The sequence below is a fragment of the Endobacterium cereale genome (assembly GCF_009617585.1).
Lineage (GTDB): Bacteria > Pseudomonadota > Alphaproteobacteria > Rhizobiales > Rhizobiaceae > Neorhizobium > Neorhizobium cereale.
This window is the reverse complement of the sequence record NZ_WIXI01000034.1, coordinates 35,786-51,987: the sequence shown is the minus strand read 5'-3', so window position 1 is coordinate 51,987 and position 16,202 is coordinate 35,786. Positions and strand designations below refer to the sequence as shown.

Annotated in this window: 12 protein-coding genes; 7 read left to right on the top strand and 5 right to left on the bottom strand. The window is 60.0% G+C overall.

The window, feature by feature from the left end:
• Positions 1–1,686: AIPR family protein (locus tag GAO09_RS05675; RefSeq protein ID WP_153353075.1), on the top strand; the 1,686-nt coding region annotated here is incomplete at its 5' end.
• Positions 1,687–1,694: 8 nt separating this feature from the next.
• On the opposite strand, the gene uvrB is transcribed toward GAO09_RS05675, so the two are convergent.
• Complete coding sequence (uvrB, locus tag GAO09_RS05670) at positions 1,695–4,652, bottom strand: excinuclease ABC subunit UvrB (RefSeq protein WP_153353074.1); 2,958 nt, start codon at positions 4,650–4,652, stop codon at positions 1,695–1,697.
• A gap of 88 nt (positions 4,653–4,740) precedes the next feature.
• A complete protein-coding gene (locus tag GAO09_RS05665; RefSeq protein WP_153353073.1) occupies positions 4,741–6,801 on the bottom strand; it encodes an EAL domain-containing protein in 2,061 nt (686 codons plus the stop codon).
• A 241-nt stretch (positions 6,802–7,042) separates the two neighbouring features.
• On the opposite strand from GAO09_RS05665, the gene GAO09_RS05660 reads away from it, so the two are divergent.
• From GAO09_RS05660 to GAO09_RS05650, 3 genes are read left to right on the top strand one after another with little or no spacing between them, the layout of a single operon-like run.
• On the top strand, positions 7,043–8,617 hold the full coding sequence (locus GAO09_RS05660) for a DUF1800 domain-containing protein (RefSeq protein WP_153353072.1): 1,575 nt from the start codon (positions 7,043–7,045) through the stop codon (positions 8,615–8,617).
• Positions 8,614–9,798 carry a DUF1501 domain-containing protein gene (locus GAO09_RS05655; RefSeq protein ID WP_153353071.1) on the top strand — a complete coding sequence of 395 codons (1,185 nt, stop codon included), beginning with the start codon at positions 8,614–8,616 and terminating at the stop codon, positions 9,796–9,798. The genes GAO09_RS05660 and GAO09_RS05655 overlap by 4 nt, the downstream gene beginning before the upstream one ends.
• Positions 9,799–9,800: 2 nt before the next feature.
• Entirely contained in the window at positions 9,801–10,034 is a 234-nt protein-coding gene (locus GAO09_RS05650; RefSeq protein ID WP_153353070.1) for a hypothetical protein, read from the top strand.
• A gap of 143 nt (positions 10,035–10,177) precedes the next feature.
• On the opposite strand, the gene GAO09_RS05645 is transcribed toward GAO09_RS05650, so the two are convergent.
• Positions 10,178–10,984 carry a class I SAM-dependent methyltransferase gene (locus GAO09_RS05645; protein ID WP_153353069.1) on the bottom strand — a complete coding sequence of 269 codons (807 nt, stop codon included), beginning with the start codon at positions 10,982–10,984 and terminating at the stop codon, positions 10,178–10,180.
• 254 nt (positions 10,985–11,238) lie between these two features.
• Between GAO09_RS05645 and GAO09_RS05640 the strand changes: the two genes are divergently transcribed.
• Complete coding sequence (locus tag GAO09_RS05640) at positions 11,239–13,443, top strand: OmpA family protein (protein WP_153353068.1); 2,205 nt, start codon at positions 11,239–11,241, stop codon at positions 13,441–13,443.
• A 131-nt stretch (positions 13,444–13,574) separates the two neighbouring features.
• Positions 13,575–14,525 carry a cell envelope integrity TolA family protein gene (locus tag GAO09_RS05635; protein ID WP_153353067.1) on the top strand — a complete coding sequence of 317 codons (951 nt, stop codon included), beginning with the start codon at positions 13,575–13,577 and terminating at the stop codon, positions 14,523–14,525.
• A 180-nt stretch (positions 14,526–14,705) separates the two neighbouring features.
• On the opposite strand, the gene GAO09_RS05630 is transcribed toward GAO09_RS05635, so the two are convergent.
• Positions 14,706–15,278, bottom strand: a complete 573-nt coding sequence (locus GAO09_RS05630; RefSeq protein ID WP_209018618.1) for a GNAT family N-acetyltransferase — start codon at positions 15,276–15,278, stop codon at positions 14,706–14,708.
• 22 nt (positions 15,279–15,300) lie between these two features.
• Here GAO09_RS05630 and GAO09_RS05625 point away from each other — a divergent pair, with 22 nt between their 5' ends.
• Positions 15,301–15,642, top strand: coding sequence for a gamma-glutamylcyclotransferase family protein (locus GAO09_RS05625; RefSeq protein ID WP_153353065.1), 342 nt, complete (start codon positions 15,301–15,303; stop codon positions 15,640–15,642).
• Positions 15,643–15,653: 11 nt separating this feature from the next.
• On the opposite strand, the gene GAO09_RS05620 is transcribed toward GAO09_RS05625, so the two are convergent.
• On the bottom strand, positions 15,654–16,139 hold the full coding sequence (locus tag GAO09_RS05620; RefSeq protein ID WP_153353064.1) for a GAF domain-containing protein: 486 nt from the start codon (positions 16,137–16,139) through the stop codon (positions 15,654–15,656).
• Positions 16,140–16,202 lie beyond the last annotated feature (63 nt).

The window sequence follows — 16,202 nt, the reverse complement described above, 5'->3', positions numbered from 1 at the left end:
CTTTGGTTGCTTGAATCAGTTGGTGTTACAATGCGGCAGATAACCGAACTAGAATTCTCTCTTCTTGAAAGTAAAATCAGCAAATCCTCAGATCGTATAGGTATAGATGATCGGTCCATCTCATTTCTATATCTTATGCTTGATGCGCTCTTCCCTCGTTCAGGAGAGGATATCTCCTCACTTATAACGGATGGGGGGCATGATCGTGGTGCTGATGCCGTATACATACAGGAATCTGGCGGGATCGTCCATGTAAATTTGATACAAAGCAAATATGCAGCTAGTATAAAAAGCGCAAAAAGAAATTTTCCCGGTAGCGAAGTAGATAAACTCGTATCCTTGATAAGAGACATTGCGGACCGATCCAATGGATTGCTAGAGTCCGTGAATCCTCTACTTCGGCAAAAAATAGTCGATATATGGAGTCTCATTGATTCTGGAAAATTTCTCCGCATCAATGTATTGTTGGTGTCTAACGGACTTCCTCTTGTAGATCATGAGAAAAAGAGGCTGGACTCTTTTTGTGATAGCTATGATTTTGTCGCGGTTGAAGAGATAAATTACGGGGAGGTAATAAATCTTCTCTCAAATGATGGGCGTGAAAATGGGAATGGCGTCCTTGATACCGTAGATGTCCAAAAATATGAACGCGTTGATTGTGATATTCGCGGACTGGTCGCTAATGTAGACGCGAAATCATATATAGAGATGGTATCGACTGACGGGTTTTCCATCAAAAGGCATCTTTTTGATGAGAACATTCGAGGCTTTTTGGGCTTGGAAGGTGGATATAATCGTCAGATACATCAGAGTGCATTGTCCGATGAGAACCACCTATTTTGGTATCTTAATAACGGCATCACGATAATTGCCAAAGACTTTACTCACCAAAAGGTACGTGGCTCAAAAATACAGTTGACCGAATTCCAGATTGTTAATGGTGCGCAGACGTCTTATTCGTTGCTCGAAGCCTACAAAAGAAATCCAGAGAAGGTCTCGGAGATTATTCTTCTGGTTAAGATATTCGCTTCCAGCAGGCCAGATATATCCGAGCAAATTGCAATTGCCACCAATAGTCAGGCGCGTATTGCTCCTAGAGATCTTAAGGCGAACGACGCGATTCAAAAGAAAATTGCTGCGGTATTTGAAGACAATAATCTATTGTATGAAAGAAAAAAGAATCAATTCGAGATTTCGGATGGTCGTGATAGAATAGATTCCTTGAAGCTCGGCCAGGCAATACTTGCTTATCGACTTCATGAGCCGCATTTGGCGAAAACTCAATCTGACGAAATATTTGGATCGATGTACGATCGGATATTCTCGGAAAGGTTAGATGCCGTTTACCTCGTTCGACTCGCGAGACTTTACATTTTTGTCAATTCTATAAGAGAGACCCAACTTATAGGTATTCGGCAACAAGATGGATTTGACGGAAACAACGAATTTGTCGCGTATACCCAATGGTATATCATGTATTGTATATCGTTATTGAGTAAAGAGCGCGGTTTTGACATTCCGACAGAGGAGCAATTCGAATCATTCGTTCAGTTGGCAAGCGCAGTAATGTCAAAAATCGCGAACGAATATCGATCTCAGTCATTTTATAGAGTGTTTCGTTCGGCCAAAACTAAAGAATTGATTATGAACGAACTCGGGTTGGGGCAATTAAATCTTGAGTTTTAAGCCCCCATTCACCGCCCCGGACGCCCCGTCTTGCCCTTCGTGCGCCGTTTCTGCTGCTTGGTATCCCCCGCATCCTCATAGGATCCGGCGCCAACCTTGCCGCGCACCAGCGGGCGGACATCGTCCTTGTCGGCGCGTTGCGGCTGGCCTTCCATCAGCGGTGAAAACCGTTTGCCGGGTTCCGTGACCGGTTTTTCCGGGAGTTTGCCGGTGGTCGGCTTTTCCGTGCGGCCGACGGTCATTTCGTCCAGTGAGTTGCGGCGGAAGAGCGGTTTTGCCGTGTCTGTGCCCGGGCCCATGTCGTCGATCGAGGGTTTGGCAAAGTAGGAGGCTTGCCCTTCTTCGGCGGCAGCAGATCCTCGGGACGAGCCCGAGGATGACGGAGGAGAGGCGGTGCGTCCCTTGCCTTCCTGGTTCCTTGCCTCGTCCCTCGCGATCGGGTCGTCCATGGTCGCCAGTTCGGCGGCCTTGAGGCGTTTGATCTCGTCGCGCAGGCGGGCGGCCTTTTCGAAGTCGAGATCGGCTGCCGCATCGCGCATGCTCTTTTCCAGCGCGTTGAGATGGGCCTGCAGATTGTTGCCGACCAGATGGCCGCCATCGGCAAAACCTTTTCCGCTGGCGCCGGAAATGTCGGCGCGGACGTGGTCGCGTTCGTAGACCGAGTCGAGGATGTCGGAAATCTTTGCCTTCACCGATTCCGGCGTGATGCCGTGTTCCTCGTTATAGGCGACCTGCTTTTCGCGGCGGCGGGTGGTTTCGTCCATCGCCCGTTGCATCGAGCCGGTGATCTTGTCGGCGTAGAGGATGACTTTGCCGTCGACGTTACGCGCCGCACGGCCGATGGTCTGGATCAGCGACGTTTCGGAGCGCAAAAAACCTTCCTTGTCGGCGTCGAGGATGGCGACGAAACCGCATTCCGGAATGTCCAGACCCTCGCGCAACAAGTTGATGCCGACCAGTACGTCGAAGGCGCCGAGGCGCAGATCGCGGATGATCTCGATGCGCTCCAGCGTGTCGATGTCACTGTGCATGTAGCGGACGCGAACGCCCTGTTCGTGCAGGTATTCGGTGAGATCTTCGGCCATGCGCTTGGTGAGCACCGTGCAGAGCGTGCGGTAGCCTTTTTGCGCGGTTTCGCGGATTTCGCCGAGCACGTCGTCGACCTGGGAGCGGGCCGAGCGCACTTCCACCGGCGGATCGATCAGGCCGGTGGGGCGGATGACCTGTTCGGCAAACACGCCGCCGGACTGTTCCATTTCCCAATTGCCGGGCGTCGCCGAAACCGAGACGGTGAGGGGGCGCATGGCGTCCCATTCCTCGAAACGCAGCGGGCGGTTGTCCATGCAGGACGGCAGGCGAAAGCCGTATTCGGCAAGCGTCGCCTTGCGCCGAAAGTCGCCGCGATACATGCCGCCGATCTGGCTGACGGAAACGTGGCTTTCGTCGATGAAGAGGAGGGCGTTGTCGGGGATATATTCGAACAGGGTCGGTGGCGGCTCGCCGGGACTGCGGCCGGTGAGATACCGCGAATAGTTCTCGATGCCGGCGCAGGAGCCGGTGGCTTCGAGCATTTCGATATCGTAGCGGGTGCGCTGTTCCAGCCGCTGCGCTTCCAGCAGGCGGCCGCCCTTTTCCAGCTCGGCGAGGCGGATTTTCAGCTCTTCCTTGATGGATTTGATGGCGCCGTTGAGGGTGGGGCGTGGGGTGACATAGTGCGAGTTGGCGTAGATTTTGACCGATTTCAGGTCGCCGGTCTTGTGGCCGGTGAGCGGGTCGAATTCGGTGATCGAGTCGATCTCGTCGCCGAACATCGAGATGCGCCATGCGGCATCTTCCAAGTGGGCGGGAAAAATTTCGATCGTGTCGCCGCGGACTCGAAAAGAGCCGCGGATAAAATTGATGTCCTGGCGTTTGTATTGCTGGGCGACGAGGTCGGCGAGAAGCTGGCGCTGGTCGAGGCGGTCGCCGACTTCCATCTGAAAGGTCATGGCGGTGTAGGTTTCGACCGAGCCGATACCGTAGATGCAAGAGACCGAGGCGACGATGATGCAGTCGTCGCGTTCCAGCAGCGAGCGGGTGGCGGAGTGGCGCATGCGGTCGATCTGTTCGTTGATCGACGATTCCTTCTCGATGAAGGTGTCGGAGCGCGGCACATAGGCTTCCGGCTGGTAATAGTCGTAATAGGAGACGAAATATTCGACCGCGTTGTCCGGGAAAAAGTTCTTGAACTCGGAATAGAGCTGGGCGGCCAGCGTCTTGTTGGGCGCGAGGATGACGGCGGGGCGCTGGGTGGCCTCGATTACCTTGGCCATGGTGAACGTCTTGCCGGAGCCGGTGACGCCGAGCAGGACCTGGGAACGGTCGTTGTTGTTGATCCCCTCGACGAGATCCTTGATGGCGGTCGGCTGGTCGCCGGCCGGCTGGTATTCGGAATCCATGCGGATGGTGACGCCGCCTTCGGATTTCGGCGGGCGCACGGGCCGGTGCGGCGTCCACATCTTGCCGTCCTTGAACAGCGGGTTACCGCTTTCGATCAGGGCGGAGAGGGCTTCGACCGTGGCGGTGACGGCGCCGGGCGCAAGCGCTTCCGCTTCTTCCAGCGAGACGTCCATGCCGGCGATCGGATTGAGGCCGGCGGCGGCGCGGGTCTTTGGGTCCGACGATGCGCCGATGGAGACGCCGCGCGAGGTCTTGCTGGCCGTCGTGTTCTTGGCAGTTTTCGGCTTTTCCTTCGCGGCAGCTTTTATCGCTTCTTCGCGGGCGGCGATCTCGATCTTCTTGCGGTGTTTGCCGGCTTTCGAGGCGATCTCGCGCTGGGTTTCGACACCCGACGCTTCCGCCTCGGCTTCGAGCTGCCTTACCCAGTCGGAAACGCTGCCTTCAAGCGGCGCGCCTTCGAATGAAGCCTGGGGAGCCTCCTCAAAACCGCGGTTCGAGGGCGTGGATTTTTTCGGAGATTTGGCCATGCCGCGAATATGGAGAGAGTCCTGTCCATTGTGAAGGGGGCAGGCTCATAAAACCAGTACAAAAGGGAAACGGCGGCAGCGCCGCGCCTCAGCTCTTGGCGTTGGCGCTGCGCTTGAAATCCACCTGCCGCGTGTTGGACGGGCGCTCGGCGATCCAGTTGTCGAGCCGTTCCGGCGGCATCGGGCGGGCGAAGAAATACCCCTGCGCGGTGTGGCAGCCGAGTTCCTGCAATGCGGCGGCATCCTCCGGCGTTTCGACGCCTTCGACAAGGACGTCGATGGACAGCGACTGGCCGAGGCCGACAAGGGCGGAGACGATGTTCTGGCTCTGGCGGCTGGAGGTGACGCCGGCGGCGATGCCGCGGTCGATCTTGAGGCGATCGACCTTCAGGCCGGTGAGGTAGGTGAGCGAGGAATGGCCGGCGCCAAAATCGTCGACGGCGAGCTTGTAGCCGGAACTGGAGATGCGGGCCAGCTGGTCGCCGATCATGTCGGTATCGAGCAGCGCTTCCTCGGTGATCTCGATTTCCAGCAGGGCCGGATCGATTGCGTGGCGCTTGACGATGCTGTCGATGAGGTCGACCACCGAATACACAGAGAGTTCACGCGGTGACACGTTGATCGAGACAGTGGCGTGCGGCAGGCCCATACCGGGCAGTCGCTGCAGCAACTGGCAGGCGGCCTTGGCGATGGTGCCGGTCAGCCGATCGGACTGATGCGTGGCGAGCGCGGCCTGTACGATATCCGGCGGCGCGATCGGGCCGAGCTGCGGATGGTGCCAGCGCACCAGCGCCTCGAAGCCGATAATGCCGCTTTCATCCAGCATGACCTGCGGCTGGAACCAGGCCTCGACCGCGCCGCTGAGAATGGCGGCGCCGAGATCCTGCTCGATCTGGTGACGACGGGTGGCGGCGATGCGGAAATCCGGGTGGAATTCGCACCAGCGACCGCGGCCCGAATCCTTGGCACGGTAAAGCGCCATGTCCGCGCAGATGAAAAGGTCCTCGGCATTGGCGGCGTGATCCGGATAGATCGCCAGGCCGATGGAGGTGCCGACGATGCAGGACTGCTCGGCGATGGTGATCGGGCCGTGGCTGCGTTCCAGCATGGCCTCGCATTGGGCGCGCGCATTCGCGGCGGCATCCGGGCCAGTGAAGATGACCGCAAATTCGTCGCCGCCGAGGCGGGCGATCAGGTCGGCACCGGCGACGGAGTGGCGCATGCGGTTGGAAACGTAGACGAGCAGATTGTCGCCGACGCTGTGGCCGAGCGTGTCGTTGATCAGCTTGAAGCCGTCGAGATCCACCATCAGCAGCGCCAGCTGGCGGTCGCCGCCCTCCGGGCAATCGGCGATGCCGATGGCCAGCGCCTCGTTGAAGGCGTTGCGGTTGGCGAGGCCGGTCAGCGGATCGCATTTGGCCAGATGTTCCAGCCGGGCATTGGTGGTGAGGATTTCGCTATTGGCCTTGGAGAGCGATTCCGCCAGCGCGTCTGCCTGAACCTTGGCGCGCGTGTTGCTGGCGAACGTCGCTTCCGATTGCTTGCTGCCGCGATACAGCAGCAGTGTCAGAGCCGTTACGCACAGCGCCAGCATCAGTCCGTGCAGACCCTGCGACATCAGCGAAACGATAACGGCTGTGTGGACGGGAAGAGCGAAGGCAAGCGGCGCAAGGCTGTTGCCGACACCCATCAGTACCGTGGCGGCAGCGATGCCGAGCATCATCAGGTAAAGGCCGCCATCGACGCTGGTGGCATCGAAATTGTCGAAAATGAAGGGCAGCGCCGCCCATGTGCAACCTGTCACCAGCTTGCCGACGGCGAGATGACTGAGCGTCTTTTCCGGTTCCATATTCGGCAGGTTGCGGCGCATCATTGCCGCTGTCAGCACGCCGCGGACGAGCAGTGTCAGGAGAAGCGCAGCCAACCAGTATGGTGCCAGCGTATCGGTTCCATGCCCGACCGTCGAAACGGCGTAGGCGCAACCGGCGATAACCGCATTGGTGGCCAGCATATAGTACATTCGATCGATGACCGAGGCTGCCTGCGCCTTTGCGATCTCCGATTTGATGCGGATTTCATTCTCGTCAGTCAGGAAGCGGCTTGGCATCCAGAATGTCTCGTCCCGTTTCAGCTTGCGCGGAATATGCACATGCTCCCATGAAAAAAATATTAATTGCAACAATGGCTTAAAGGTGACTTGGTGTCTGGTTTTCGCGGGAACGAATAGGGCGGTGCGGCGTTTATATCTGCGATTGTGTGATGCGAAATCTGCCCCTGCACCGATCACGCCGGATTACAAATCGTTCATGTAGGAAATTTGCCTTAATCTGTTGCCGTTTGTGTCGCAGTGCTACATCACCCCTTGTGCAAGGTTCTAAACGAGGTGCTCGATGACACTTTCCCGCCCCACCATGGCGGCCATCCGATTTGGTTATGGCCTGAAGCCGGGTGAAGAAAATGCGCCGGCCAGCGCTGCCGACCTGATTAAACAGGTTGAGCGAGGCGCCAAGGCAAAGGCCCGTTTTCCAAGGGAAGGGTTCGATGGCCGACGCGAGACTGCGCTGCGCCTTCTATCCGTACGCGCAGTTGAAGCGAAGGCGGCACAGGCCGGGAAACCCAATCCCGATCTGCGGCGTGACACGTTGCGTGAAGCCGATCGCATGTTGCGGCGCGATTCGTTTGCCCGCATCATGCAGGCCGTGCATTCGCAGAACGGCTTTTTCGAGCGGTTGGCGAGCTTCTGGATCGATCATTTTTCCGTCAACGCGCGCAAGACCTATGCGATGCGGATGATTGTGTCGCTGTTCGAGGCCGAGGCAATCCGCCCCAATATCGGCGGTCCGTTCGTGAACCTGCTGCATTCGGCTGTTCTGCACCCGGCCATGCTGTTCTATCTCGACCAGAACCGCTCTGTGGGACCGGAATCGCAGGCCGGTCTGCGCAACGGCACCGGGCTCAACGAAAACCTCGGGCGCGAACTGCTGGAACTGCACACGATGGGTGCCGGATCCGGTTACACCCAGGAAGACGTGCGCGGTGCAGCGCTGATCCTGACAGGGGTCACGGTCGATGCCCGCACGCTGGAAGTCGGTTATCGCCGCCAGCGCGCCGAACCCGGCCGGCTGTCGCTGCTGGGCAAGGTATACGGCGAGGAAGGCCGCACCGATGCAGACCATGTCGCCATGCTGGATGATCTGGCAAAACGACCGGAGACGGCAAAACATGTGTGCCGCAAACTCGTGAAATATTTCATCGCCGATGAGCCTCCGACGGAAATTATCGATGCGATGGTGGCGGCATGGACGGCGAGCGACGGCAATCTGACGGCGGTCTATCAGGCGATGCTGGATCATCCGCGAGCATGGGAAGGCGAGGGGCAGAAATTCAAGCCGCCATTCGATTTCGTCGTATCCGGATTGCGCGCGCTCGACGCCAAGGAAGCGGAGCTGACGGCACTGGCCAAGGCGCTGGATGACGAGGATGCCGAAGTGCCGGTGCGGCCCGAAGAGGCCGAAGACGGCGACGACATGGTGCAGGCCGAAAAGCCCGGACCGCGCGGCGCCGACATGGGCCGGCCGGATGCTGTCGCCAGCGCCGAGGATGGAGCTTCGAGCGACATCAAGAAATCCGCCACCAAGGCGGCCGCGCCGAAGCCGGGTTATGCCCGTGCCGTGACATTTGGCGCGCTGAGGCGTATGGGGCAGCCTGTCTGGCAACCGCCGAGCCCGGCCGGTTTTGCCGACGATGCCGGCGCCTGGCTTTCACCGAGCCAACTCAGCGAACGCATAGCCTGGGCGCGTCTGGCTGTGCGCGGGCTGGGCAAGGACCTTGATCCGCCCGGCTTCCTGACGGCAACACTGGCCGATGCGGCGCGGCCGGACACGACAAAAATCGTGGCGCAGGCACCCAACAAGGTGCACGGCCTGACCATGGTTCTTGTTTCCCCGGAGTTCAACAGGAGATGACGATGGACGCTTCGAAGGATTTTCGACTGTCGCGCCGCGGCTTCCTCGCTTCTGCCTGCTGCCTTGCCGCCATGCCGGTGATGACGCCGGTAAGCTTTGCCGCGACGCCCGGTGATGCCCGCTTCGTGACGATCATCCTGCGCGGGGCGATGGATGGGCTCGACCTGTTGCAGCCCTATGGTGATGCAGCCTACGCAGGCTTGCGGCCGAAGCTGGCACTGACGCCCGACACGGGCCTGACCGATCTCGATGGCCGGTTTGGTTTGCACCCGGCTGCAAAGTCGCTGATGCCCCTGTGGCAGGCGCGTGAGCTTGCCTTCGTGCATGCTGTTTCGACGCCTTACCGCAACGAGCGCAGCCATTTTGACGGACAGGATATTCTCGAAAGCGGCGGTGCCGAGAAGCGCGAGCGCAATGGATGGCTGAACCGCGCGCTGGCGGCCATTCCGCGCACGGCGAGCCGCAGGGCGATCGACATCAACACCTCGATGGAACTGATCCTCTCCGGCCCCAACGATGTCGACGTGTGGTCTGCGCAATCGGATGTGGCGCTCGCCGATGACGAAGTGCGTTTTCTGGAAAGGCTTTATGCCGGTGACCGGGGGTTCTCCAAGGCCTTCGAAGAGGCGGTGCGCACCGATATGTCGACCGATCCACTTTATGCCAGCGGCAAGCGTGGCACCGGTGTGGCCGAAATGGCGAAACTGGCCGGAAACCTTTTGGCGCGCGACTATCGGATCGGCAGTTTTTCCATCAACGGCTGGGACACGCATGTGAACCAGAAGGCGCAGTTCGCGCAGGTGGCGGGCACGCTGGCGCTGGCGATCACCACGCTGAAGGACAGCATGGGCGCGGATGCCTGGAGCAAGACCGCTGTTCTGGCCATGACCGAATTTGGTCGTACGGCACGTGAAAACGGCAGTGGTGGTACGGATCACGGGACCGGCGGCGTGGCGGTTCTGGCGGGCGGTGCCGTCGACGGCGGCAAGATTTTTGGAAACTGGCCGGGGCTGGCAGAAGACCAGCTGTATGAAGGCCGCGACCTGATGCCGACAGGCGACCTGCGCGAACTGGCGGCGGCGATGATCCACAAGCAGTACGGTGTTTCTGCCGGGGACCTGACGACCAAGGTGTTTCCGGGCCTGAGTTTCGATACGGGGTCGGTGTATCTGAGAGGGTAGCGATGCCGTCGATTGCCTGCAAATGCGGGGAGCGTCTGAGTTATGGAGACATTCCCAATCCGATCGAGTGGCTGCTGATTTCCGATACGGATTTTGATCAAGGGAGAAATCCGTTTGATACGGAAGCCCTTAATCAGGAAGCGGCTCACATGGTGAAATGCCCGTCCTGCCGACCTCTGTGGATCTATTGGGGCGGGTTCAGAAAAGCGCCCACCTGTTACGACGCCGCGGACTGAAGATGTAAACCGGTGGACGGGGGAGACGGCCCCAGTCGTCGTTGGCATGCCGGATCCTCGGAGCACGCCTTGCCAATCTGCAACGTGCGTGCCGGACCTTCTCCCCGCATCCGGGGAGAAGGAAGCAAGTCGCTTCTTTTTTCTTACTTCAATCGTGCCACCACCAGATGGCCCGGGCTTGGCTCGCCATCCTGCATGCGCACGTTGATTTCCGACATCTCGATCAGTTCGAAACCGGTCTCTTTCAGGCGGTCGAGGATATAGCTTTCCGTGTGCACGAAACGCTGGTGCGGGCCGACAATATAGGGGCGACCGTCTGATGCCGGCAGGGTTTCCGAGGAGAACACGAAAATGCCGCCCTTGACCATGTTTTCGGCCGCACCGAAGAAGATCGGCTCCAATGCACCGAGATAGGGCAGGACGTCGGTGGCGGTGATCAGGTCGAAAGGCTCGTCGTCATTGTCTTCGAGAAAATCCTCGACCTCACCGACGTAAAGCGTCTCGTAAAGATCCTTTTCATGGGCGATCTGCACCATGTTTTCGGAAATATCGAGACCTGTAATGTCTTCCGCCATATCACGCAGAGTGCCACCGGTGAGGCCGGTGCCGCAGCCGAGATCGAGCATGCGTTTGAAGGGGCCGAGATCGAGCGACTGCAGGTGCTGGCGCACCATCATCGGCACGGTGTAACCGAGCTGCTCGACGAGAATGTCCTCAAAACTTTCGGCATGTTGGTCGAAAAGGGTTTCGACATAGGCGTCCGGCGCGCGCGGCGGGGTTTCACCACGGCCCATGGATGCGAGACGGACGGCGGCGCCGCCATGGTCTTCCGGGTCGATTTCCAGCACCTGCGCATAGGCTTTCGCGGCGGCATCGAGATCGCCGGACTTTTCCAGTTCCAGTGCGCGGTTATAGGCTTCGGCCAGGGCTTCCTCGTCGATCTTGGTCATGGGGCGTCCTTCTCCGGTGCCGGTTGATATGGGCGCGCTTTTAGCGGGAATACGTGGTTTTGCAATGGCGGATGACGGCGCCCGCCTCAGCTTTGCCTGAATGGAGCGTTCAGGTGGAGTTCAGGCCTGCATGTACAGGTTTGGGAACAATTTTAATGGGTAGCCGTTGAGGGCAGCCCGAACAGAGCCAAGCTCCCGCAAGAGGAGTCTTGTTCAGAAATTTTGCAGGGATGCGAGATCACCAAGGAGGTCCCATGTCGAAGAAACACCGTTTGATGGCCAAGAAGTTCAGGGCTGGCGTGGCCATGCCTGTGCTGTCGCTGTCATTGATCTGGCAGCCGGCAATGGCAGCCCCCATGGCGCCGGGCGCAATGAATGTGCCGGCGCATAACGAAATCATCCGGGTGCAGGATGCACCGTCCGGCGAACAGCCGATCCTTCCGCCTGGCGCCGCGCCGCAGCAGGAAGAGGCACCGGCGCAGGCCGAGCGTCCGCGCGAACAGCCGCCGGAACCTCAGGCAGCACCCGAGCCGCAACGCCCGGAAGCGCCGGCAGCTGAACCACAGGCTGCTCCAGAACCTGCCCCGCGGGCACGCGAGCCGCAGGCGGCCCCCGAACCCGAAGCGCCGCGCCCCCGCCGCGAGGCACCGGCAGAACAGCCGCCCGCAGCCGAAAAGCCCGCCGCTGAACCACCGGCTGCTGAACAGCCTAAGGAGCGCCCGCAGAGACCCGAGCGTCCGGCACGTACGGAGCAGGATGGCGAGACCCAGCCGGGTGGCGAGCGTCCCCGTGGCGAACGCCCGCGTGGTGATGCCCAGCAGGGCGAGGGCCGCCCGCAAGGTGAACGGCCGAGAGGCGAACGTCCTCAGGGTGAACGCCCAAGAGGTGAGCGCCCGGCCGAAGCGCCGCAGCCGGATGCGCAGGCTCCGGCTTCTCGTCCAGCCGAAACCGCTCCGCCGGCAGCCGGTGAGCCGGCCGCACCTTCGGAACGTCCGGCCCGCCCGGCCGAAGGACAGGCGCCTGCTGCCGGTGAAACCACTCCCGGACAGGCTCCGACAGCAGGCAATGCGCCTGCACCGGAAGGCACAGCACCCGCAGCGCCGGGCCAGGCCGCACCGGATCAATCCGGTGTCATGCCGGGCGCCGCACCTGCGCCCGCTGGTCAGCCGGCACCTGGTCAGGCTGCCGCTCCGCCGGCAGGGCCGCGCACACCTGAAGAAATCGAGCGCGCCAAGGAAATCGCCAAGGATCCGGCATCCGCAACCGGACCGGTCGTTCTGCCGGTCGAAAACGGTGCCGCCATTCTCGACAGCGCCAAGGAATATCCGTCTGCACCGGCTGCTGCCGCACCGGGCCAGCCCGGTCAGCCGCGTGGTCCTCGCGAAGGTGGTCCACGTCCGCCGCGTGGTGGAGCAGAAGGCGGTCCGGCTGTTGCCGCACCCGCAGGCCCGCCGCCACCGCCACCGACCTCCGATGCCGAGGCACAGGCGCTTGCACCCGGCGAACGTCCACGTCCGCCGATCAAGCTCGAAGCCGCAACAGCCGAGCGTGGCGAACGTCTCGATGGCCGTCCGCGCTTTGAGCGTCCCGAAGGTTTTCGCGAACGCGGAGGCGACCGCGATGGTGGCCGCGTGATCCTGCAATTCGACAACCGTACGATCGTACGCCATGACGACAGCCGTCGTTTCTACGACGAGGGTTACGAGCCGGAATACGAGCGCCTGCGTGGCGGTCGTACCCGCGAAATCATCGAGCGTAACGGCGGTGTGCAGATCGTCACAATCCGCAACCGCTACGGCGATGTGGTGCAGCGTTCGCGCATTGGCGATGACGGCCGCGAATACGTGCTCTATTACGCACCGGAACTGATGGAAGACCGCGACCAGCCGCGCCGCTGGCGCGATCCGGGTCTCGACCTGCCGCCCATGCGCCTGACGGTGCCGCTGGACGACTATATCATCGACACCTCGACCGAACCGGACAGGGATTATTACGAGTTCCTCGAACAGCCGCCGGTGGAGCGCGTCGAACGCGTGTATTCGCTGGATGAAGTGCGCTATTCGGCACGTATCCGCGACAAGGTGCGCCGTATCGACCTCGATACGATCACCTTTGCGACCGGCAGCGCCGAAATTCCGATGAACCAGGCGTCTTCGTTGCGCAAGGTGGCGGATGCGATCAAGGAAGTGCTTGAACGCGATCCGGCCGAAACCTTCCTGATCGAAGGCCATACCGATGCCGTCGGTTCCGACGACAGCAACCTCGTTCTGTCCGACGAACGTGCGGAATCGGTTGCCCGCGTGCTGACCGATGCCTTCGATATCGCGCCGGAAAATCTGGCGACGCAGGGGTATGGCGAGCGTTACCTGAAGGTGCGCACGGATGGCCCGTCACAGGACAACCGCCGCGTCACCATCCGCCGCATCACCCCGCTGGTGAAGCCGGTGGCGCAGAAGTAACGCACCTCGGGCTCGACAACGGAAAGCCGCCGGGTTTGCGCCCGGCGGCTTTTTTATGCGGTTTTTACCAACTGGACAGGAGAGGGGCCGGCGCTAGATCAGGTCTCGAAATGACATAGCGGGGGCTTGATATGATTTCGGTTGCAACATTGAAGGGGCTGACGCGCGCAGTCTTGTTGGCCGCGCTGTTTTACGGCGGGCAGGTTGCGACAGCGGAGGCAGAGGATGGCATTGCTGCGCAGCAGGAGCAAAGCGCGGAAGAACGCCAGCAAGAACTCGGCGCGTTGATTTTCAAGGCCGTCGTGCGCCACTGGCTTGTTCTTGAGGTGCCGGCATCCCAGCCTATTGTGCGTGTTCGATTCAATCTCAAGCGTGACGGTTCTCTGGTTGCCGAGCCGGTCGTGGAGACTGTGTCGGACGACCCGCTTTTCCCGGAATTTGCCGCCGTCGCCGTCCGCGCGATCAAGAAAGCCGCACCTTTCGACCTCGCCGCCTACGATGACCTCTACGACGATTGGGAGACGGTCATCCTCAATTTTGACGGCAGTTCGCTGCTGGGTAGGGTGACGCAGGAGGAAGCACCACTCCGGACAGCGAATGATCCGCTGCCGACACAGGAGGAATTGCAACGTTTGCTGACGGGTAAGGGGCCGGCGACGGGCAAGGAGGCAGAGACGGAGATTGACGTTTTGGAGAATTTCAAGATCGGTGGCAATGCCATGCATCACCTGGTGATTGAGAAATACAGGGGCGACGGCACGCCAGTGGTCGCCATGGCGCTCTGTGATGTCGATCCGGCAAAGCGCGATTTGGGGTTCGCGGTCGATTTCGGTCAGGACGTGACCTGGAGCGGAATGCTGCCGGTCGAAATGGAGATCGATGGCGACCGGCAGAATTTGAAAATGCAGGCGATCCCGAACAAACTTTTTCTTGAGGGCGACACTGCAAAGGCGGTGCTCGTCAAGATTCTCGCGGCCTCCGAGACACTGAAATTTTCCGCGCCGCAGGGCGCGTCCGCGTCGTTTGATCTGAAAAATGCCGGCAAACAGTTCGCCCGGATAAAGGCGCTTTGCGACCTTTGACGGATGCAGGTCGAGACGGAAGAGGTTTTAGTCCTTCGCCACGGTGCAGGATGGCACGAGCCAGTTCGCCGTGATCAGGCAGAACCAGCTTGCCGGGGGGCATGAGGTAAAGTGCGTTGATGTCCTTGTCATCCAGCCTGTATCGCACCTATGGTCCGATAGGTGTTTAGTGCCGCGTCTTCAGGTCGAACGCGACAGTACCTTGTCGAAATCGACCGACGTATCCATCCCGCCTGACGGCGAAGGATAGGAAAACCGGCCGAATTCCCGGTAACCACGGCTGGCCCAGAAGGACAGCGTGGCCGGCGTCTGCGCATCGGCATGCAGGTAAGCGATGTCATAACCAAGAGCGCGTGCATCCGCTTCCAGTTCCGAGACGATACGGCTGCCGAGACCCTTGCCGCGGATGGCAGGATCGAGGTAGACGCGGGCGATCTGGCAGATTTTTCGGTCGCCATAACGGCCTGCAAGACGGGCAGACGTGCCGGGCTTGCGCGCGAGATTATAGAGGCCGCCCGTGGCGATGATGTTTCCCACCTCGTCGCGGACGATGCGAAAACCGCCACCATTCTGCGACGAATACCAGCCGCTTTCGGCGCTGCCGGTGAGACTGTCGAGATCCGCGTGCCAGTCGCTGTTGTATTCGATGCCGTAGAAATCACGGATGATGCGAAGGCAGAATGTTTGCGCGTCCTGCGCTTCTTCGCTCATGCCTGTGGCGGTCAGGCTTTGGATTGCATATGTCTGGCGCACGATTGACTGAGAGGGATCTGGCATGGACGAGACCGTTTTTCTGTTTTCCTACGGGACGCTGCAATATCCGGAGGTGCAAAAATCCTCGTTCGGACGGCTGCTGGACGGCACTGACGATGCCATGCCGGGGTTCGCCAAGGAGATGCTCGAGATCACCGATCCGGATGTGCTGGCCAAAAGCGGCGAACGGTTCCACCCGGTCGTCGTGCCCTCCGGCAATCCCGCCGATGAAGTGACTGGTAAGGTGTTTCGAATCACGCCGGCGGAACTTGCCGCCGCCGACGCTTATGAAGTGTCCGATTACAAGCGGATCGAGGTCGCGCTCAAATCCGGCATTCTCGCATGGGTCTATGTGAAGGCGTGAGTGGCTGAAGCTTATGCGCTCGCGGTCAGGAAAATTTCGGCGACACGTTCGATGCCGGCCTGATCGTCGCCATCGAACCGCGACGCAATCGGGCTGTCGAGATCGATAACGCCGATGACTTCGTCACCGCGAAAAATCGGCACGACCAGTTCCGAACGCGAAGCGGCATCGCAGGCGATGTGGCCGGGAAAGGCGTGGACATCCTCGACAAGCACGGACTGGCGTTTTTCGACCGCTGCACCACAGACGCCGCGACCGACCGGAATGCGCACGCAGGCGGTCTTGCCCTGAAACGGGCCGAGCACGAGTTCGCCTTCCTTCATCAGGTAGAAGCCGGCCCAGTTGAGGTCAGGCATCATCTGGAAAATCAGTGCTGACGTGTTGGCGGCATTGGCGATAAAATCCCGCTCGCTTTCGAGAAGGGCAGCCAGCTGCTGGGTGAGCTGACGATAGAATTCCGGCTTGTCTTCGGTTTCGATTGCGGCGGTCTCGAACATGGCAGCGGCTCCTCAAAATATCGTGGAGACGGTTTAGGATGTGAAATTTGTGGCGGCAAGAGC

Excerpts from the sequence above, each read along its gene's own strand:
- GAO09_RS05635 (WP_153353067.1), top strand. The coding sequence starts at position 13,575 with ATGATTTCGGTTGCAACATTGAAGGGGCTGACGCGCGCAGTCTTGTTG.
- GAO09_RS05645 (WP_153353069.1), bottom strand. The coding sequence starts at position 10,984 with ATGACCAAGATCGACGAGGAAGCCCTGGCCGAAGCCTATAACCGCGCA.
- GAO09_RS05655 (WP_153353071.1), top strand. The coding sequence starts at position 8,614 with ATGACGATGGACGCTTCGAAGGATTTTCGACTGTCGCGCCGCGGCTTC.
- GAO09_RS05650 (WP_153353070.1), top strand. The coding sequence starts at position 9,801 with ATGCCGTCGATTGCCTGCAAATGCGGGGAGCGTCTGAGTTATGGAGAC.
- GAO09_RS05640 (WP_153353068.1), top strand. The coding sequence starts at position 11,239 with ATGTCGAAGAAACACCGTTTGATGGCCAAGAAGTTCAGGGCTGGCGTG.
- GAO09_RS05625 (WP_153353065.1), top strand. The coding sequence starts at position 15,301 with ATGGACGAGACCGTTTTTCTGTTTTCCTACGGGACGCTGCAATATCCG.
- GAO09_RS05660 (WP_153353072.1), top strand. The coding sequence starts at position 7,043 with ATGACACTTTCCCGCCCCACCATGGCGGCCATCCGATTTGGTTATGGC.
- uvrB (WP_153353074.1), bottom strand. The coding sequence starts at position 4,652 with ATGGCCAAATCTCCGAAAAAATCCACGCCCTCGAACCGCGGTTTTGAG.
- GAO09_RS05620 (WP_153353064.1), bottom strand. The coding sequence starts at position 16,139 with ATGTTCGAGACCGCCGCAATCGAAACCGAAGACAAGCCGGAATTCTAT.